17 protein-coding genes are annotated in these 19,355 nt (G+C 75.1%); 12 read left to right on the forward strand and 5 right to left on the reverse strand.

The features are described 5' to 3' along the window. Positions 1–46: 46 nt before the first annotated feature. The 3 genes from DEF28_RS01430 to DEF28_RS27195 form a co-directional block, all read right to left on the reverse strand. Positions 47–712, reverse strand: a complete 666-nt coding sequence (locus DEF28_RS01430; protein ID WP_114397222.1) for a hypothetical protein — start codon at positions 710–712, stop codon at positions 47–49. 145 nt (positions 713–857) lie between these two features. After that, positions 858–1,181: a hypothetical protein gene (locus DEF28_RS01435; RefSeq protein WP_147280087.1), complete on the reverse strand. Its 324-nt coding sequence runs from the start codon at positions 1,179–1,181 to the stop codon at positions 858–860. An 11-nt stretch (positions 1,182–1,192) separates the two neighbouring features. Then, a complete protein-coding gene (locus DEF28_RS27195; protein WP_147280086.1) occupies positions 1,193–1,474 on the reverse strand; it encodes a hypothetical protein in 282 nt (93 codons plus the stop codon). A gap of 237 nt (positions 1,475–1,711) precedes the next feature. On the opposite strand from DEF28_RS27195, the gene DEF28_RS01440 reads away from it, so the two are divergent. The 7 genes from DEF28_RS01440 (at position 1,712) to DEF28_RS01465 (ending at position 12,046) form a co-directional block, all read left to right on the forward strand. After that, positions 1,712–2,005 (forward strand): hypothetical protein, encoded by a 294-nt coding sequence (locus DEF28_RS01440; RefSeq protein ID WP_114397220.1) that lies wholly within the window; start codon positions 1,712–1,714, stop codon positions 2,003–2,005. 809 nt (positions 2,006–2,814) lie between these two features. Next, positions 2,815–3,354 (forward strand): hypothetical protein, encoded by a 540-nt coding sequence (locus DEF28_RS01445; protein ID WP_114397219.1) that lies wholly within the window; start codon positions 2,815–2,817, stop codon positions 3,352–3,354. An 835-nt stretch (positions 3,355–4,189) separates the two neighbouring features. Continuing rightward, positions 4,190–4,495, forward strand: a complete 306-nt coding sequence (locus DEF28_RS01450) for a hypothetical protein (protein WP_114446091.1) — start codon at positions 4,190–4,192, stop codon at positions 4,493–4,495. Between the two features lie 93 nt (positions 4,496–4,588). Then, entirely contained in the window at positions 4,589–9,046 is a 4,458-nt protein-coding gene (locus DEF28_RS01455; RefSeq protein WP_114397217.1) for an HAD-IC family P-type ATPase, read from the forward strand. 29 nt (positions 9,047–9,075) lie between these two features. Further along, positions 9,076–9,222: a hypothetical protein gene (locus tag DEF28_RS27385; protein WP_158562741.1), complete on the forward strand. Its 147-nt coding sequence runs from the start codon at positions 9,076–9,078 to the stop codon at positions 9,220–9,222. 677 nt (positions 9,223–9,899) lie between these two features. Continuing rightward, complete coding sequence (locus DEF28_RS01460; protein WP_114400207.1) at positions 9,900–10,979, forward strand: glycoside hydrolase family 5 protein; 1,080 nt, start codon at positions 9,900–9,902, stop codon at positions 10,977–10,979. A gap of 215 nt (positions 10,980–11,194) precedes the next feature. Then, positions 11,195–12,046 (forward strand): hypothetical protein, encoded by an 852-nt coding sequence (locus tag DEF28_RS01465; protein WP_114400208.1) that lies wholly within the window; start codon positions 11,195–11,197, stop codon positions 12,044–12,046. A gap of 261 nt (positions 12,047–12,307) precedes the next feature. On the opposite strand, the gene DEF28_RS28760 is transcribed toward DEF28_RS01465, so the two are convergent. Further along, positions 12,308–12,772 (reverse strand): MarR family winged helix-turn-helix transcriptional regulator, encoded by a 465-nt coding sequence (locus DEF28_RS28760; RefSeq protein WP_114400209.1) that lies wholly within the window; start codon positions 12,770–12,772, stop codon positions 12,308–12,310. A 267-nt stretch (positions 12,773–13,039) separates the two neighbouring features. Between DEF28_RS28760 and DEF28_RS01475 the strand changes: the two genes are divergently transcribed. From DEF28_RS01475 to DEF28_RS01495, 5 genes are all read left to right on the forward strand, one after another. Further along, on the forward strand, positions 13,040–14,002 hold the full coding sequence (locus tag DEF28_RS01475; protein ID WP_114400210.1) for an ACP S-malonyltransferase: 963 nt from the start codon (positions 13,040–13,042) through the stop codon (positions 14,000–14,002). Positions 14,003–14,059: 57 nt separating this feature from the next. After that, positions 14,060–15,304, forward strand: a complete 1,245-nt coding sequence (locus tag DEF28_RS01480) for a beta-ketoacyl-[acyl-carrier-protein] synthase family protein (RefSeq protein WP_114400211.1) — start codon at positions 14,060–14,062, stop codon at positions 15,302–15,304. A 220-nt stretch (positions 15,305–15,524) separates the two neighbouring features. Then, entirely contained in the window at positions 15,525–16,745 is a 1,221-nt protein-coding gene (locus tag DEF28_RS01485; RefSeq protein WP_114400212.1) for a beta-ketoacyl synthase N-terminal-like domain-containing protein, read from the forward strand. Between the two features lie 64 nt (positions 16,746–16,809). Beyond that, positions 16,810–17,622 carry an SRPBCC family protein gene (locus DEF28_RS01490; protein ID WP_114400213.1) on the forward strand — a complete coding sequence of 271 codons (813 nt, stop codon included), beginning with the start codon at positions 16,810–16,812 and terminating at the stop codon, positions 17,620–17,622. Position 17,623: 1 nt separating this feature from the next. Further along, positions 17,624–18,361, forward strand: a complete 738-nt coding sequence (locus DEF28_RS01495; protein ID WP_114400214.1) for a 4'-phosphopantetheinyl transferase family protein — start codon at positions 17,624–17,626, stop codon at positions 18,359–18,361. A gap of 155 nt (positions 18,362–18,516) precedes the next feature. On the opposite strand, the gene DEF28_RS01500 is transcribed toward DEF28_RS01495, so the two are convergent. Continuing rightward, positions 18,517–19,317 (reverse strand): sugar phosphate isomerase/epimerase family protein, encoded by an 801-nt coding sequence (locus tag DEF28_RS01500; protein ID WP_114400215.1) that lies wholly within the window; start codon positions 19,315–19,317, stop codon positions 18,517–18,519. Positions 19,318–19,355 lie beyond the last annotated feature (38 nt).

The raw sequence follows: 19,355 nt of genomic DNA on the forward strand, positions 1-19,355 counted from the left end.
CGGCGGACGCGGCCCGACCCGGGGTCCGGCCGCCGCGTAGCGCCGGTCACGAGGACTCGTCCTGGATCTCGACGTTGTACCCGCCGCGGACCAGGCAGTCCTGGGCGGTCGCGTCCATGGGATCGAAGGGGGCGTCCTCGAACCCGTTCTGGAAGTCCTCGTGCAGCTGCTCCACGGTGTAGTCCGCGGGGACCAGGCCCGCCTCGACCAGGCACTGGAGGGTGACCTCGCGGCCGTCCTCCAGCAGGTCGGGGTTGCTGATCTGGGTCCGGTACAGGGCCTCGATCCGCATGGTGGTGCCGTCGGCGCACTCGATGCTGAGGTCCTGGTAGCGCTGGCTGGCGGTGTCGTCCTCGAACGGCGAGGGCTGGATCTGGTAGATGCCGTCCGGCTGCCGCTCGTAGGACTCCTCCAGGCCGGCGTCCTGCGCGCACTGCCGGTACCGGCTGAACGCCTCCTCGTAGTCGTCGGCGCTGATCTCGCCGTTCTCGATCGCGCGGTCGAAGACCTCGCGCTCGAAGTCCGAGGTGGCCGACGCCCGCGCCTGCTCGAACTGCTCCACGAGCGTGAGGTCCATGGTCGAGCCGGGGCCCTCCTCCCCCTCGGTCCGCTGGCCCTCCTGCCCGACTCCCGAGCAGCCCGACAGCAGCGCGGCGGTCGCAGCCAGGGCGGCGATCCGGGATTTCGTCCGGCGCGGTCTGGCAATCCGCATTCTCAACTCCGATTCCATGCCGGCATCGATGGCAGGCGTGTGTGGGCCATCGAATGCCGGCCACGGCCGTCCAATTCGGAATCCACGCCTTCCCACGCGGCTCGGAATCGGAAATGGCCATGGCCGGTCACCCGTCACCGGTCAGCTAGCTCCACTGGTTCCAGGCGCTGTAACTCGTGGAGACGCCGGCGTCCGCGAACGCCCAGGACGATCCCGTGTACCAGGCCGACAGGGCGGCGACGTTGCCGTGCTGGGCGTAGGAGCGGACGTAGTTGTACGAGGCGCACGTGTCCACGTAGCCTTCGGCGTAGGAGTAGTTGTAACCTGCGTCGACGTAGCCGTAGCAGGCGGCCTCGGCGGGAGCCGCCGCGGCGACGCCCGCGGCCAGCAGGCCCGCGGTGAGGATCGCCGCTGCCGCCCCCGAGGACAGCTTGGCGGGAGTGGTGGCCGACATGATCGCCATGATCATTCCCCAATGATCTAAAAAAAGCGACGAATAGGATTGGTTGCCCAGCCGGTTGGCCGGCCGGCAGGGCGCCGCGAGACCGTCCGGATCGGTTCCGCGCCACCTCGAACGGCGCTCCGGATTGCCGTCGAAGTACCGAAAACATATAGCGGAATTGCGGCCGAGGGAAGTTTTTTATAGTAAGTCGATAATAACGCTCGGTAGTGCCGGGTCTGTTTGCGCAGGTGTTCGGCAAAAGCAAATATTTGATTATCGGCACTGGCCGCATCGGGCCAGCGCAGGGCGGTGATTTCCATTCGCGCTAATGGGAAATCTGGGGCTCGTGTCCGGGTATACGGCATTTATTGTGATCGCTCAGCGTAGTGGAGCGTTCGGGGTGTGCCGACCGCCGAGGGGTGCGGCGGTGCTGGCGGTGGGGGTGCTGCCGCGCCGTTGCCGCCCGCCGGGCCGCCGCGGCGGTGAGTGAGCCCGGCGCGACCTGGGCAGACCTGGCATGACGGCCCGTAGGGTGACGCGGGAGGACAGGGGGCGCAATGAGACTCAGCGAGTTCGCGGCCGCGAAGATGCCGCCGGGGGCGCGCCTGGCCGCCTGGGCGGTGCGCTGGATCGAGCCCGAGGCCTTCCGCGGCCCCAACAGTCCGGTGAACCGCGCCAAGGACGAGCTGACCGTGGAACTGCGCGGCACCGCCCCCGGGGCGACACTCATCTTCGCGGAGGGGGACCCCCGTGCCCTCGACCTGCTGGACGAGGCGCCAGGATCGTTGCGCGCGGCCGCGACGGGGGGCCGGGTCATCGTCGGCATCGCCTACGAGACGGAGCGCGGCTGAGGCGCGGCGAGGAGGGCGTGATCCGGCGCCATGCGGGAGGGGCGGCCTCGCGGACGGGGTGCCGCCAGAGGCGACGCGGGTCCCGCGCCGCCGTGGCGTGGCGGAGCGGGACCCGGTGGCCCCTCGTGCCCGCTGGGGCCGGGGGGCGGAGCCTGAGCCTCATCCGGACCATGGACAGACACAGGGTGACACCGGATCAATCCGGGAACCCTCCGGTGTCGGGCTGCCTATCGTCCCCGTTGAGCCCTGTGTCCGACTTTTCGCCTTTTATGCGGCGAGTCGAACACAATAGTGACCTTACCTGAACGCGGCTGCACGCGGAACGTCTCTGGAGATATTCGAACGGCGGATTGCATCTGTCGCCGCGCCCTCGAATCCGCGTCCCCGGCCTCCTGGGTGAGCTGTGGGTTTCACGCCGGGATCCGTCGAACGAAAACGAACGTGAAAGATACCGGCTGTCCCGACTCTTCCTGTTCTTTTCGGATTTTTTCTCCCCAACGATGAAACGTCGTAGAGGGGGTAGTGTGAGGGAACTCCGCGGCCATCCGACCATGACCTCGCGGTCGGAAGGCTCCGCCTCGTCCGCACAGCCGCCAGTTGCGCGGAAAGGCGACGGCCCGCGGTGCTTCCCGTGAAATTCATCCGGACCGCCTTTGCCGACCATGCAATCATTCCGACACAGGATGACGAAAGAGAACGTCCATGGCGACTGCTGCGCCGCCCCTCCCGGGAACCGCTACCACGTCCATCCCCGCCACGCCGCCGCCGGCCGCCGGAGCCGCGGAGGCGGGCGCCGGTGGGAGCGGCCGATGACGCGCTCCGCCGGCCCCGCCCCCGACCTCCGTCCCGACGCCCTCTACCTCGACCAGCTGGGGTACCGGCGGATCCGCGCGCTGTTCCGCGCCTCCCTGTACGCGCTCGCCCAGTACCCGCAGGGCCGCGGGGACATCGAGGAGACGCTGCGCCGCGTCGCCGTGGTGGTGCGGGTCCGTCCCACCGGCGCCGAGCGGCTCGCGGACTTTCCCCGCCCCGACCTGGCCGCCGACGTCGTCGGCTTCCGCGACCTGCTGAGACAGCTGCGGTTGGCGGCCGGGGAGCCGGCCTTCGCCGCCCTGGCCCGCCGGCCGCCGGTGGGCTCCGCCTCGACCATGTGGAACGTCGCGGCCGGCAGCGGTACCCCCACCTGGCCGGCCACCCGCAAGTTCGTGCGCGGCTGCCTGGAGGAGGCCGGCATCAACCCCGGCAGCTCCGAGGGGGAGGCCTACCTCTACGACTGGGAGTGCGCCTGGCGGCGGATCCGCTCCCAGCGCACCGGGCGGCCCGCGGAGTCCCCGCCGCCCGCGGGCTAGCCGCACCTGCGGGGCGGCTCCGGGAGCCCGTCGCCGACCTCCTGGCGCGGTCCCGAGTCGCCGCGGTGCGGCGGCTTCCGCGGCACGCGGCGAGGACGGCGGGCCCCGTCGCCCGGACCCCTGCCCGCGCTCTCGTCTTCGACATCGGCATGGGGACGGGCGTGCCGCCCGCCGCCCACCCGCCGGGGTACGGCGCTCCGCGGCGGCCGGCCCCCGATTCGGGCGCGGCGGCCTGGGCGCACGAGCACCGCCCGCCTCGCCTCCACCGCCGGGGTGGCGACCGTCCGCGCCGCCCTATCCCCGCGCGGCCGGGCGCTTCGGGCGGTGCTCCCGCGCCGGCCCGCCTGCGGCCGCCGGCGTGGCCGGGCGCGGTCGCCGGCCCGCCCGAAGCCCGTCCCGCGGCTGGTCCGCGGCACCGCTGTTCCGCCGCCCGCGTCGCTCGCGCGACCGATGCGACCTCCTACGCCGGCGCGCCGACCGCCGATCTGGCCGGGGCATTGCCGGGATATGGGGTGAATTGGCTGGTAGCTGGCTTCCAAGAACTGATGCCTGGAACGTTCGCGGGTAGAACAGCCGAGACGGTCCCCGGAGTGGCCGACCCGCGTTCGCGGGCGTTCGCGGCCCGCGGCGGGGGCGGGCACACGCGCGACCGTCGGTCGTGGACCGATCGGCGAGGGGGAGAGGACACATGATCGAAGCGTGGAGGAACCTCGTCCGCAGAGGCGGCGCAGGACAGGCCGCGCCCCAGCCCAGACGCGGTGAAGCGTCGGAGAAGCCGGAAGGCGGGGACGGGCACCGGCGCGCCACCCTCACGGTTCCCATCATCGCCCCGGAGATGCGGGTCCACCGGATCCACGTGCCGGCGCCGTCGGTGCCGAGCGGTCAGGAAGTCGCGCGGGCGGGCCGGTCCGTCGCCGAGCACCTGCCGTCGCCCGGGCAGTGCGCCTACTACACGGGGCTCGGCGCGCTCGCCGTGTTCGGGGTCATCGAGTGGCCGGTGGCCGCCGCCATCGGCGTCGGAACGGCGGTGGCCCGGCGGGCCCGCGGCGGCTGGGCGGCCGCCACGCAGGGCGAGCCGGGCCGGAGCGAGCGGCCCGGGAAGGAGGCCGCCGCGGCCAAGGGCGCCGAACCCGCGTCGTGACAGCCGCGCAGGAGCTGCGACCGGTACCGGTCGCAGCTCCGCTGTGAGTACCCCCGGCCCCGCACCGCTCGATCCGATGAGAAGGCACGGTCCATGCTGCTCGGTCACCTGCTCGGCGTCACCATGGAGATCACCAGGGCGCTGCCCGCGCTGCCCGCGCTCGGCACCGCCCGCTGCGGGGCGGACGCGCCGACGTCCACCAGCCGTTACACCGTCATCACGCCGGGCCGACTCGACGTCCGGCTGCGCGGTGCGCACCGGCCCGGCAGCGAGGAGGCCGCCCGGGAACTGGAACGCGAGCTGATGCGCGTCGGCGGGGTGCACCGGGCCGAGGTGAACGGCGTCCTGGGGCGCGTGCGGATCGACCACGAGCCGGAGATCCGGCCGGAGGACCTTGTCGAGACCGTCAAAGAGCTCGAACGGCGCAACGGGCTGCACGGGGCCGGCTTCTCGCCCATTCCGCACCCGGGCGACCTGGGGACCGTGCGGACCGAGATGCGCCGGGTCGGCGCGAACCTCGCCGGCTGCGGGGTCGCCCTCGCCGCGAAGGCGCTGCGCCTGCCCGCGGTGCCTCCGGCGACCTCCACCGTGCTCATCCTGGCCGGCATGACCCCCGCCATCCGCGACGGACTGGGCCGGGCCGTGGGCCGCCGGGCGACGGACCTGCTGTTCAGCGCGGGGATCACCGTCGCGCACACGCTGGGGCAGGAGCCGGTGGGCCTGGCGATCGACGCCCTCAACGGGGTGGTGCGCTGCGCCGAGGCCCAGGCGCACAAACGGGTGTGGGACCGCCGGGCGCCCGAGCTCGACGCCGACCTCGACGATTTCCGGGCGCGCCCGCTGGAGCACGAGCCGCGTCCGGTCCCGCTGCCGCCCGGCCCGGTCGAGCTGGCCGCCCGGCTGGCCCCGATCACGCTGGCCGTCGGCGGCGCCGCCTACGCCCTCACCCGCAACGCGGACCGCGTGCAGGGCATCCTGGTCGCGGGGCTCCCGCGCGCCGCGTGGCTCGGGCGGGAGATGTTCGCCGCCCTCTTCGGCGCGGCCGCCGCCGAGCGGGGCATCGTCACCCGGGACATCCGCGTCCTGCGGCGGCTGGACCGCGTCAGCGCCGTGCTCGTCGACACCGCGGTGCTCACCAGCGGCGAGTGGCGGATCGACGAGGTGCTTCCCCTCTCCGCCGCCCTCACCGCGGAGGAGTGCTACGCGCAGGCGCTGGCGCTGGTCGACTCCCGTCGCCCCGACCGCCGCCGGACCCGGAAGGGGTGGTCGGTGACCCCCCTCGGCCGCACCCAGGTCCCCTCCGGCGCGCGCGACGCGGTCGAGGCGTGCCTGCGCAAGGGCGGCCACCCGATCGCGCTCCGCCGGGACGGCGAGCTCGCCGCGGTCGCCGCCGTGCTTCCCGAGCTCGACCCGCTGGCGGCGGCGCTGATCGCGGCGGCCCGCCGGGTCGGCCCGGTGGCGATCGCGGGGGAGGGCACCGGGATCGAGGAGCGGCTGCCCGTCGACCGGGTGCTCCCCGGGGACGGGGAGCTGCGCGCGTCGCTCCGCAAGCTCCAGCGCGAGGGGTACGGTGTCGCGCTTATCTGCGACCGGCGGCCGTCCGCGCTCGCGGTGGCGGATGTCGGCATCGGGCTGCTCGGCCGCTCGCCCGGCACCCCCTGGGCGGCGCACTTCCTGTGCGGGCCCGACCTCGCCGGGGCCTGCCGGCTGCTCGACGCGGTGGAGGCGGCGCGGACCACGAGCCGGCGCAGCGCCCGTATCTCCAGCGTCGGCTCGGCCGCCGCACTGCTGCTCGCCGCGGCCGGCCCCGGGTTCGGCTCGTCGGCGCGGGCCGCCATGGCGGTGCACGCGGCGATGGCCTTCGCCATGGCCGACGGCGCCTGGGCCGCGATGACGCTCGCCCGGCGCCCCGACCCGGTGCCGGAGCAGCGCACCCCCTGGCACGCGTGGCCGGCCGAGGCCGTGCTCAGCTCGCTGGACTCCTCGGCCTCCGGCCTGGCCAGGGAGGAGGCGGCACGGCGCCGCGCCGCCGGCGAGGAGGAGCGCGGCGAGCCGGCGTCCCCCGGCTTCGGGCGGATCCTCCTAGAGGAGCTGGACAACCCCCTCACCCCCGCGCTGGCGGCCGGCGCCGGCATCTCCGCCGTGCTCGGCTCCGCCGTGGACGCGGCGCTCATCGCCGCCGTCCTCGGGGTGAACGCCTCCATGTCCGGTGTGCAGCGCCTGGGCGTCGACCGGGCGCTGCGCCGGCTGGTCGACCTGAGCGCGGTGCGCACCCGGGTGCGCCGCCCGGACGCTGACACGCCTGTCCCGGTCTCCGGCGACGAGCTCGTGCCCGGCGACGTGATCGCCCTGACGGCCGGGGACGCCGTCCCCGCGGACTGCCGGCTGCTCGCCGCAGAGGACCTGGAGGTGGACGAGTCCAGCCTCACCGGCGAGTCCCAGCTGGTCGCGAAGTCCCCCGCTCCGAGCACCGCGGGTGCCGTGGCGGACCGGTACTCGATGCTGTACCAGGGCACGGTCGTGGCGGTGGGCGAGGGGATCGCGGTCGTCGTGGCCACCGGCGACCGCACCGAGATCGGCCGGACCACCCGTCTGGCACCCGAGCAGCGCCGCCCCGGCGGCGTGCAGACCCACCTGCGCCGGCTCACCGACGTCACGCTGCCGCTCTCGCTGGGGGCGGGTGTCGTCCTCATGGTCGCGCAGCTGCTGCGCGGCCGGACCCTGGGCCAGGCGCTCGGTCCGGCGGTCGCGCTCACGGTGGGCGCGGTGCCCGAGGGCCTGCCGTTCGTGGCCACCGCGGCCCAGCTCGCCACCGCGCGCCGGCTGTCCGCGCGCGGCGCGCTGGTCCGCGACCCCACGACCATCGAGCCGCTGGGCCGGGTCGACGTGCTGTGCTTCGACAAGACCGGCACCCTCACCGAGGGCCGGCTCCGGCTGCGGCAGGTCTCCGACGGCGTCACGGCCCGCCCGCTGGACGACCTCACGCCGCGCACGCGGGAGGTCGTCGCCGCGGCGCTGCGCGCCAACCCCGACCACAACGGCGGCCGGCTGCCGCACCCCACCGACCGCGCCATCATGCGCGGCGCCGAGCAGCTGGAGATGGCGCCCACCGAGGGGGTGGGGGAGTGGGAGCGGGTGGACGAGCTGCCGTTCGAGCCCAGCCGCGGCTACCACGCGGTGCTGGGGCAGGCCCCGGAGGGGCAGCTGCTCAGCGTCAAGGGCGCGCCGGAGATCCTGCTGGACCGCTGTTCGCGGTGGACCACCGACGACGGCACCGCCGACTTCGACGACGCCGCGCGCGCCGCGGTGCACGAGGAGGTGGACCGGCTGGCCCGCACGGGGTACCGGGTGCTGGCCGTCGCCGAACGGCCCGCGTCGGACCGCGCCGACCTCACCGAGTCGCGCATCCGCGACCTGCGGTTCGTGGGGCTGCTCGGCATCGCCGACCCCATCCGCCCGACCGCGGCCGACGCCGTGGTGCGGCTCTCCGCGGCGGGCGCGCAGGTCATCGTCATCACTGGCGACCACCCGAGCACGGCCGAGGCGGTCGCCGCGGAGCTCGGCGTGCTGGACGGGCGGGTGGCCACCGGCGCGGAGCTCGACGAGATCGCCGATGACCGGCTGGCCGAGGAGATCGCCGGGATCGCGGTGTTCGCCCGGATGAGCCCCGAGCAGAAGGCCCGCGTCGTGCGGGCGCTGCGCGGCGCGGGCCGGGTGGTCGCGGTCACCGGCGACGGCGCCAACGACGTCCCCGCGATCCGGCTGGCCGACGTGGGGATCGCCCTGGGGGAGCGTGCCACGCCGGCGGCGCGCGAGGCGGCCGACGTGGTCGTCACCGACAACCGGATCGAGACGATCGCCGACGCGATCGCCGAGAGCCGGGCCATGTGGCGGTCGACCCGCAACGCGCTGGCGGTGCTGCTCGGCGGCAACCTCGGGGAGGTCGCGTTCACCGTGGGAGCCGGGCTGCTCAGCGGGCGCAGTCCGCTGAACGTCCGCCAGCTGCTGCTGGTGAACCTGCTCACCGACATGCTGCCCGCCATCGCGCTGGCGATCCGGTCGCCGGAGGGCGCGACCCAGGAGGAACTGCTCCAGGAGGGGCCGGAGCGCTCGCTCGGCGCGGTGCTCGGCCGTGACATCGCGGTGCGGGCGGCGACGACCGCCGCGGCGGCGCAGACCGCCTGGCTCCTGGCCCGTCCGCTCGGCACCCGCGGCCAGACCGACACCACGGGACTGGTCGCGCTGGTCGGGACCCAGCTCGCGCAGACCGTCGCGGCCGGCGGACGCGATCCGCTGGTCGTCGGCGCCGGCCTCGTCTCGCTCGCCGTGCTCGCCTTCGTGGTGCAGACACCGGGGGTGAGCCACTTCTTCGGCTGCCGACCGCTCGCCCCGCACGGCTGGGCCGTGGCGCTGGGGACCGCTGTGGCGTTCGCGCTGGTCGCGGCGGTCCTCACCCGCCGCCTCGGGGTGCAGAACATTGCCGATCGTTCACCTGGTCGTCACTCCGATGACTCCCACACAGCCGCCCAAGCGGCTACGAATGGGGTGTAACGCGTACGTAATCCACCAAAGTCTGATAAATGGGATTTTCTGTGCCTCACTTCCTGTCGACCCTGCTCGCGAAGGCCCTCGTCGTGATCGTCGAGGCCCTGGTTGCCGAGATCGTCCTCATGGTGCTGAAGTCCGTGCGTTCCCGGATGGCAGCCACGGCCCCGGCCGCCGCCTGACCTTCCGCGGCGGCCCAGCCGCCGCCACAACACCGCCGCCGCGGACGGAGCCGCCGGGGCCCACCAGCCGCCCCGCCGGCCCGTCCGCGTCCGTTCTCCCGGGCTCTTCCCGCTCCCGGCGGCCCGTCCCGCACTCCCCGGCCCACCGTCCTCCGGGCCGCTGCTCCGGCCCCCGGGGGCGGGCACCGCGGGCGCCCCGCAGACCGGGCGCCCGCGACGCCGCGCCGTCCTCCCGGTCGCGCCCGCGATGCCGGCCGGATCGAGGTCCGGCGGCACCGCACATCTGATGGGGCGTGGCCGGACCCGGCCAGTGCGGCGGCTCGGTGTGCGCCGGCAGGACGTCCGCTGGCGGTTGGTCGTCGCTCAGGGGGCCGCCCGGCGCCGTGGGGGCGCTCGGGGGAGGGGTGCGGGTGCTGCCCGGTGAGTGCCGGCACGGTGGTGGTGCCGTCGCGGGCCCGTTTCCGTTCCGCGGGCAGGGACTCGGACCAGCCGCTTCATATCGGGCCGGTGGCTGTCCAGGGCCGTTCGGCCGTTGACGCTGCGCGATGCGCTGTTAGCTTTTCGGGTGCCCGGCGGCCGAGCGCTCCGCTCGCGCCGTCGCCCCCGTCCGGCCACGGCCCGTCCGCGGACGGCGTCGCGGACGCGGCACCGCCCATCCCCCGACACCTGGAGCGAAGATGGCCCGCTTCCATCCCACTCCCCGAACCGCGCTGCTGTCGACCGCCGTCGCGTCGGCGCTGATCCTGGCGCTGATCGCCGCGTTCGTGCCGTGGCGCTCGGCCGGCTCCGCGCCCGCCGAGCTGGCCGCCGCGGACCAGCCCGCCCCGGCCGCCGCCGGACCGGTCTCCGAGCACGGCCGCCTGGAGGTGTGCGGCACCAAGCTCTGCGACGAGAGCGGCCAGCCGGTCCAGCTGCGCGGCATGAGCAGCCACGGCCTCCAGTGGTACGAGCAGTGCCTCACCGACAGCTCGCTGGACGCCCTCGCCCAGGACTGGCGGGCCGACGTGCTGCGCATCTCGATGTACGTCCAGGAGGACGGCTACGAGACCGACCCGCGCGGCTTCACCGACAAGGTGCACCGGCTCATCGAGGAAGCCACCGAGCGCGACATGTACGCGATCGTGGACTGGCACATCCTCACCCCCGGCGACCCCAACGCCAACACCGCGGCGGCGCGGACCTTCTTCGCCGAGATCGCCGAACGGCACGCCGGCAAGGACAACGTGCTGTACGAGATCGCCAACGAGCCCAACGGGGTCGGCTGGAGCGCCATCCGGAGCTATGCCGAGCAGGTCATCCCGGTGATCCGGGACCGCGACCCCGACTCCGTCATCCTCGTCGGCACCCGCGCGTGGTCCTCGCTCGGCGTCTCCGACGGCTCCAACGAGCAGGAGATCATCGCCGACCCGGTGCGCGCCGACAACATCATGTACACCTTCCACTTCTACGCGGCCTCGCACGGCGACCAGTACCTCGCCACCCTGGAGCGCGCGGCCCGCCAGCTGCCGATCTTCGTCACCGAGTTCGGCACCGAGACCGCCTCCGGCGACGGCGCGCACGACTTCGACCAGGCCCAGCGCTACCTCGACCTGATGGAGCGCGAGCAGATCAGCTGGGTGAACTGGAACTACTCGGACGACTTCCGCTCGGGAGCCGTCTTCCGACCCGGCACCTGTGAGGCCGGCGGCCCGTGGAACGGGGCGTCCCTCAAGGAGTCCGGCCAGTGGATCCGGGACCGGATCCGCGAGGGCCGATAACCGGAGGACCCGTCCTCCGATCCCCCGCGGCCCGAACCGGTCCGCCCCCGTCCGGCCAGGACGGGGGCGGACCCCGCAGTCGGAGGGAAGACGCTCGCCGGCGGAGGACCCGGCCGCGCGCCTGCCCTCCCATCCCCCAGCGAGGAGACACCTCCATGCGATGGCGACGCCCTCGAATCCCCGCCAAGAAAGCGCTTACCGTAGCCGCGGCGGCGATGCTGCTCGGTACGTCCGTGCTCGTCGCGGCGCCCGCCCAGGCCGAGACCTCGCCCGCCCGTGCGGTCGCGGCCCCGGCGGCGGCACCCGCCAAGGCGCCCGCCGCCGAGGACTGGAACCCGCCCGCCAACCTCGTCCAGCCCCTGGACCAGGTGTGGCGGCACGTCGAGTCGACCTACCCGGACCTGTACGGCTTCCGCAACTACGGGTGGGACCAGATCATGGCCAACGGCGGCTACATCAACTACTGCGTCCGCTGGGAGTCCGACACCCCGGTGACCGCGCAGACGCGCGACCAGATCCACGCCGCGCTGACCCGCCAGTTCACCAAGTGGATGGACGTCATGGCGGGCCACAACGAGTGGCCCTACCGCCAGGTCCCCGTGAACATCGTCGGCTGGGCCGTGCGGGACCGCAGCCTCCTGCAGTGGAACGACGACTCCGTCGATATCTACGTCAACAACCTCGACGGCGGCGGCGCTCCGCAGTGCGCGCCCGCGTGCGGCCGGTTCTTCAACCAGAACGGCGACTACTCCCGCTGCCCGGGCGGCGCGGCCCGGCACTACGACATGTCGCTGTGGCTCACCGACGGCTTCGGCGGCGGCGCCGGCGGCGACTGGGGCCAGCGGATGGGCCGCGAGTACTTCGTCAACGCGCGCAACAGCGAGAACATCCACATCTTCCTGCACGAGGTCGGCCACAGCTTCGGCCTGGACGACTTCTACGACTGGACCCCGACCGGCGTCGGCGGCTTCCTGATGCGGGCGGGCAGCGCGTCGCAGATCACGGAGTTCGACGCGTGGATGTTCCGCGACTTCTGGCGGCACCTGAAGCCCAGGTACGGGTACTGAGGTCCGGGCGCACCGCGCCCGTGAAACACGCCCGTGAACGCGGAGCGGCCGGCACTCCCGAGGTGCCGGCCGCGGCGTGCGGCATGGAGGCGCCGCCGCGTCCGGTGGGCGCGCCGAGGGACCGTGTCAGCACCGACCGGGCACGTCGCCTCGCTCCGCCGCCTTCCGGCAGGCGCCGCCGCTGCCGCACCGTCAGAGGAGATGCCGGGACCGGGCGACGCGGTGCACCTTCGTCCGCGGTCGCCTCGGTTGTTCGGGCGCTCAGGTGCGCCGGAGCAGGCGGACCAGGAGCCGGTGCAGGGTGGCGCGCTCGGCGGTGTTCAGGGGGGCGAGGAGCCGGGCGTCGGCGTCCCGGGTGAGGTGGGCGACGTGGTCGCGGTACACGGAGGTGCCCTCGCGGGTCAGCCGGACCTCGTAGCGCCGCCGGTCGCGCGGGTCGCGGACGCGTTCGACCAGGCCCTTCTCCGTGAGGTGGTCGACCACGCCCACCATCGTGGTGCGGTCGATGCCCAGCGTCCGCCCGATCTCCTGCTGGGACCGGGGGCCGGCGGCGTCGATGTGCGCGAGGACCCGGGCGTCGCGGGGGCGCAGCCCGTGCGGGCGCAGCGCCTCGGCGAACTCGTCGGCGGCGAGGCGGGCGGCCTGTCCGAGTAGGGTGCCGGTGCCGGCGGGCGCGTCGGAGGCCGGGGCGTCGTCGGCCCTCGGGGGCTGGTCGCTCAGTCGCACTCGTCACCTTCGGTCAGGAGGCGCGGACCTGCCGCGTGCTCCGGGTGGCTTCGGCAATTGTCAGCATAACCAACGATTCGATGGCTGTCGGGGCAGCACGACGTGTTCGTCCGTGTCGGCCGTCCCGGTGCCGGGCCGTGCGCGGTCGTCCGCCTCGTACCGCGATTCGTCAGTGTCGCTGATTGATCCTGGGAGGATGATTTGTCATCCTGACGAAATGTTGGCCCACGTCCCGTGCGCGGGGCGTCAGGAACATGGGGGAGCGCGATGTCCGTCCGGATCGCCTTTGTGTTTCCCGGCCAGGGCAGCCAGTTCGTCGGTATGGGTGCGGACGTGCTGGAACGCTCGCCGGCGCTGCGCCACGTGCTGCGCCGGGCGGGCGGGCGCGTCGGGCTCGACCTCGTCGACGTCATGCTGGCCGGCCCGCGGGACCGGTTGGACGAGACCGTCCCCACCCAGGTCGCCGTCTTCGCGCTCTCCGTGGCCCTGGCGGAGCTCGCCGTCCAGCGCGGCGCCCGCCCGGCGGCCGTGGCCGGGCACAGCCTCGGCGAGTACAGCGCCCTGGTGGCCGGCGGCTGGCTGGACCGGGACGCGGCCACGGACGCCGTCGTGGAGCGGGCGCGCGCCATGGACCGCTGCACCGCGGCGGTCCCCGGCGCCATGGCCGCGGTCATCGGCCTGCGGCCCGATCTCCTCATGCGGCTGCTCCCCGCCGAGAGCGGCGTCGTCGTCGCCAACGTGAACACGCCGCGCCAGGTCGTGCTGTCCGGGCCGCGGGACTGGATCACCCACCTCCGCCACACCGTGCTCGCCGCCGGGGCGGCCGAGTACCGAGTGCTGCCGGTGGCGGGCGCCTTCCACTCCCCGCTGATGCGGACCGCCGAGCGCGAGTACGCCGCCGTGGTCGACCAACTCCCGCTGCGGGCCGGGCACACGCCCCTGGTCTCCAGCGTGACCGGCGGGTTCGTGGACGACCCCGACGCCTACCGCGCCGACCTGCGCCGCCAGATCACCGCGCCGGTGCGGTGGGCCGACACCGCCGTGCTCCTGGCCGAGCACTGCCCCGACGGCGCCGTCGAGGTCGGGCCGGGACAGGTGCTGCGGGGACTGCTGCGGCGCGTCGACCGCGGATGGCCGATCGTCAACTGCCAGGCCGCGACCGCCCTGCCCGACGTGTCGGCCCTCTTCGCCGAACGCTACGTCGCCGCGAGCGCGGCGCGGTGGGGGTGAGTCGGCTCGCATCCGATCCGCCCGCCCGCCCCGCCGCACATACCGGAGGAAGTCGCCATGCGTAGAGTCGCGGTCACCGGACTCGGAGTGCTGGCCCCCAACGGGGCGGGCGTGAAGGAGTACGCCGACGCGCTGTGGGAGGGGCGCGGCGCGGTGTCCCGGATCACCGCGTTCGACCCGAGCGGCCACCTCTCGCAGATCGCCGGGCAGATCCGGCATCCGATGCTGCCGGCCAGCGCCGCCGTCGATCCCGAGGGGGAGGACCGGGTGGTGCGGCTCGCGGAGCTCGCCGCCGAGGAGGCCCTCGCGAACGCCGGCCTCGACTCCGCGCTGATCGACCCGGCGCGCGCGGGTGTCGCCGTCGCCAACGCCATCGGCGGGACCACGTTCATGACCGAGCACTTCGCCGAGATCACCGGCGGCGGGGCCGGCCCCATCGACGTCGCCGCGGCACACCCGCGGCTGCACCGGTCCGCCACCTTCGCCACGCCCGGCAGCGTCGTCGCCGACCGCCACGGCTTCGAGGGACCGTGTGCCACCCTGACCACCGGCTGCACCGGTGGCAACGACGCCATCGGGTTCGCCCTCGACGCCATCCGGCGCGGCGACGCCGACGTCATGCTCGCCGGCGGCGCCGAGGCGCCCATCACGCCGTTCGTGGTGGCGAGCTTCGACGTCATCGGCGCGCTCTCGGTCCGCAACGGCGACCCGGAGCACGCCTCGCGGCCGTTCGACCGGGACCGCGACGGCTTCGTGCTGGCCGAGGGCGCCGGGATCGCCGTCCTGGAGGAGTGGCGGCACGCCCGGGCACGCGGCGCTCCGGTCCTCGGAGAGGTGCTGGGATACGGCAGCACGTGCAACGCCTTCCACATGACCGACCTCGCCGCCGACGGCGTGGACCTCGCGCGCTCGTTCCGCCTGGCCCTCGACGACGCGCGGTGCGCGCCGCAGCGGGTCGGCTACGTCAACGCCCACGGCAGCTCCACCCCGCAGAACGACGTGTGCGAGACCAACGCCGTCAAACGGGTCCTCGGCCCCCACGCCCGGAGCACGCCGGTCAGCTCCACCAAGTCCATGGTCGGGCACGCGCTGGCCGCCGCCAACGCGCTGGAGTTCGCGGCGTGCGTCCTGGCGCTGCGCGACGGCGTCCTGCCGCCCACGATCAACCTGGAGGAGCCCGACGAGCGGTGCGACCTGGACTACGTGCCCGGCACCGCGCGGGAGGCGCGACCGGGGGTCATCGCCAGTCTGTCCAGCGGATTCGGCGGCATCCACTCGACCGTCGTCCTCGGCGCGGCATGAGGGGCCGGTGCGGAGCCCGTCTGCCCGGCCGCCGGGGAGCACCGGCGGCGGCGCGGACCGCCGTGCGCCGGCCCCCGTCCGGGTACGCGGCGCCGAGGCCGGCCGCTCGGGAGCCCCGCACACGGGGCCGCCGCCGGGACCGGGCCGCGGCCGCGCCGCGCGCCGCCGCACCCAGCCGCCCGCGGCCCGCCCGGGCCCCTGAACCACGCACGGAGTGAGCATGCGCGAGGTCGTCATCACCGGAATGGGAGTGGCGCTGCCCGGTGCCGGAACGCCGGACGAGTTCTGGGAGCTGGCCAGCCGGGGCAGCAGCCGCGTCGCACCCATCGACCGCTTCGACACCACGGGCCATCCGACCGACCGCGCGGGGGTGGTGCGCGACGACGTCCTGGCCGCGCTGCCCGGCCGCGCCCGCAAGCGCATGGACCGGTTCACCGCGCTGGCCGTGGTCGCCGCCGAGGCGGCCCTCGCCGACGCTGGACTGCGCGACGCCGGACCGCCCGGGGACATCGGCGTCTACCTCGGCAACATGTACGGCGGATGGGAGATCACCGAGCCGAGCCTGCGCCGCCTCCACACGGAGGGCGGCACCGGCGTGAGCCCCTACATCGCGTCGGCGTGGTTCCCGACCGCCGCGCAGGGCCAGATCACCATCGCGCACGGGCACAAGGGGTTCGGTAAGACCGTGGCGGCCGACACCGCCGGCGCGGCCCTCGCCATCGGCTACGGCATGCGCGCCGTGCGGGAGGGGCGGGCCCGCGTCATGCTGTGCGGCGGCGCCGAGGCGCCGGTCACCCCCTACAGCCACGTGTTCTGCGCCAAGGACGGCCGGCTCAGCACCGGCGGATACCTGCCCTACGACCGCCGGGCGAGCGGCTTCTGCGTCGGGGAGGGCGCCGTCGTCCTCGCCCTGGAGGACGCCGGGGCCGCCCGGGAACGCGGCGCCCGGGCGTACGGGCGGGTGGCCGGCTTCGCCGCGGGCCACGCCCGGCAGACGGAGGTCTTCGGGGCGGCCGGCCGCCGGGTGCTGGCCCGGGTGGTCGGCGCGGCCATGGCCGAGGCCGGCGTCGGACCGGCGGAGGTCGACTACGTCGGCCTCGACGCCCAGGGCACCGTGCCCGCCGACGCCGGTGAACTGGCCGTCCTGGAGCGGGTCCTCGGCCCGCCCGGTGAGGAACGCGGCCAGACCACCGTCAAACCGGTCACCGGGCACCTGCTCGGGGCCGCGGCCGCCGTGGAGGCGGCCGGCGCGCTGCTCGCCATGCGCCACGGTGCCCTGCCGCCGGTCGCCGCGCCCGGCGGCGCCGAGGAGGTCGGCGTGTCCGGCGACCGGACCGGCCACGTGGTGCGCCGGCCACGCGGCCACCGGACCCGGCACGCGCTGATCAACGCCCGGGGCGCGGACGGCACCGTGGCCGCCTGCCTGCTGAGCGCGTGCTGACGCCCGCCCGCACCGCACCAGCCACCGCGGCACGCAACGACACCGAGCATCGCATGGAGGCCACATGACCGACCCGACCGCGACCGACGCGCCCGACCACACCGCCGGCTACGAGCGCGTCCGGGCCGCGCTCATCGCCATGGACATCGACCCGGCGCGGATCCGGCCCGGCACCCTGCTGCGCGCCGACCTCGACGTCGACTCCACCGAACTCGTGGAGATCGCCGCCGCTGTCATGGCCGGCACCGGGCGCCGTGTGCACGGCCGGACGCTCAAGGGCGCGCAGACCGTCGCCGACCTCGCCCGCCTCCTGGACCGGGAGGCCGCCGACCCGCCGACCGTGCCGATCGGCATCACCGCGACCCGTACCGGAGAGGACCGGCCCGTGATCCACACCGAGCACGCCACGACCATCGACGCCCCCGTGGAGACCGTCTGGGAGGTGGTGTGCGACGTCGAGGGCTACGCCCGGCTGTTCCCCGCCACCCTGGAGTCGGAGATCGTGGAGGAGGGCGCGGACTACCAGGTCGTGCGGCGCGTCGTGGACGTCGGCGGGCAGGTGCAGGCGTGGGTCAGCCGCCGTGAGATCGACGCCGCCAACCGGGTGGTCGCCTACCACCAGATCGACAGGGCTCCGCTGGTGGACCACATGGGCGGCGAGTGGCGGGTCTACCCGCTGCGCGGCGGCCGCACCCAGCTCGTGGTGACGCACGACTACGTCATCCGCGCGCCGGAGGACGGCCTCATCGCCGGAAAGTTCACCGAAGAGGAGGCGGCCGAGCTGCTGCGCACCGGGATCGAGCGCAGCGGCGTCGAGGACCTCGCCGCGATGAGGGGCGAGGCGGAGCGCCGGCACCGGCTCGCCCCCGCCGGCTGAGGTGGCCGGGCCGCCGCTCGCCGGCATCGACGTCACCTCCGTCCGCGGCTGGCGGGAGCGGCTCGCCCGCACACCCGGCGTGCGCACGACGGCGTTCAGCGGCCGGGAGTCCGCGTGGGCCGGCGCGGCTCCGGAGCGCTACGCCCTGCTGTGGGCCGTCAAGGAGGCCGCGGTCAAGGCGCTGGGAACCGGGTTCGCCGGGATCGGCTGGCGCGGTGTCGAGGTCGACCTCGACGGCCCCGCGGCGACCGTGACGCTGCGGGTCCCGCGTCCGGGACCGCCCGAGGCGTGCCGCCGGGCCTGGTGGTGGTGCGCGGGACTGGGCGGCGGCCACGCCGTGGCGGTCGTGGTCGGTGCCCCGGCCCCGCCCCGGACGGCGGTCGTGCTGCGCCGGCTCCCATCGGACCCGCCGCGCCGCCGCCGCGGCCCGCTCGCCTCCGCCGCCGCCCGAGCGGCGGCGGAGCGGGCGGCCCGCGACCTCGGAGTCGCCGCCCCGCTCGGCTGGGACCGCGCCGCGTCGGGCGCCCCGCTGCTCACGGACGCGGCCGGTCGGCCGGTCGCGGTGTCGCTGAGCCACGAGGGCGGCCTGGCGGGGGCGGTGCTGGCGGTGCCCGCCGACGGGGACGCCGGTACGCGGGCGCGGGCCGACCGGCCCGGACGGCACCCGCTGCGCCATGGGCACCAGCCAGGGCCGGGGGAGGGGCTGCGTCGGGCGCGGATCGTCTGCCGCACCGAGTGAGGCGCCGGCCGCCCCGATCCGCGGGGCCGAGGTGCCGCCGGGCGCTCATGGGCCGGTGCGCCGTCGCCCGAGCCGCGGCGGAAGCGGTTGCGCGCCGATGCGCCCCGCACCGGCCGGGCGCCGTTGACCGGCCGGGGCGGGACGCCGGCACGACGCTACTCCCAGCGGGACAGCCCGTTCTCCACCAGGTACCGGGCGTTGGCCGCGAGCAGCTCGAACTCGTCCTGCTCGGTGGTGTCGATCTCGGTGACGTGCCACGCCAGGCCCGGCGCCGCCGCGACCGCCGCGGCGACGTCCACGTCGCCGGTTCCGAGCGGGGTCTGCGGCTTCCCCCGCTCGGCCGGGCCGTCCTTGAGGTGCACGGCCACCGCCCGCGGCCCGAGGGCGGCCAGCGCGGCGGCCGGGTCGACGCCCGCGACCGCGGCCCAGTAGACGTCGAGCTCCGCCACGAGCCGGTCGTCGGCGAGCGACCAGAAGACGTCGTAGCCGTAGCGGCCGTCCGGGAGCCTCGCCCACTCGAACTCGTGGTTGTGGTAGCCGAGCCGGACGCCCGACGCCGCGAGCGTTTCCGCCGCCGCGTTCAGGGTGTCGGCGAACGCGGCGAGCCGGTCGGCGTCGCCGAAGACGTCGTTGTCGAAGCCGGGCACCATGCCCGGGACCGCGATGTAGGCGGTGTCGGCGCCCAGCGCGGCGACCTCCTCCGCCAGTGCGCCGAGGTCGGCCGGCAGGCCGCAGTGCACCGCCGAGACGCCGAGCCCGGCCGCGTCCAGGGAGCCGCGCAGCTTGCGCGCGCGGGCCAGCCGCTCGTCGGCCGCGATGGCCGGGACGCCGAGGCCGAACGGCTCGACGGCGCGGAAACCGGTCTCGGCGAGCCGGGCGAGCGCGGCGTCGGGGTCGGCGGCGAGTGCGTCGCGGACGCTGTAGAGCTGGACCGAAAGGGGGGCGGGAGTACTCACGTGCCTTCGCTCCTTCGCGGGAGGGGTGGGTCGGTCGC

This window comes from Marinitenerispora sediminis (assembly GCF_003336425.1).
Taxonomy (GTDB): domain Bacteria; phylum Actinomycetota; class Actinomycetes; order Streptosporangiales; family Streptosporangiaceae; genus Marinitenerispora; species Marinitenerispora sediminis.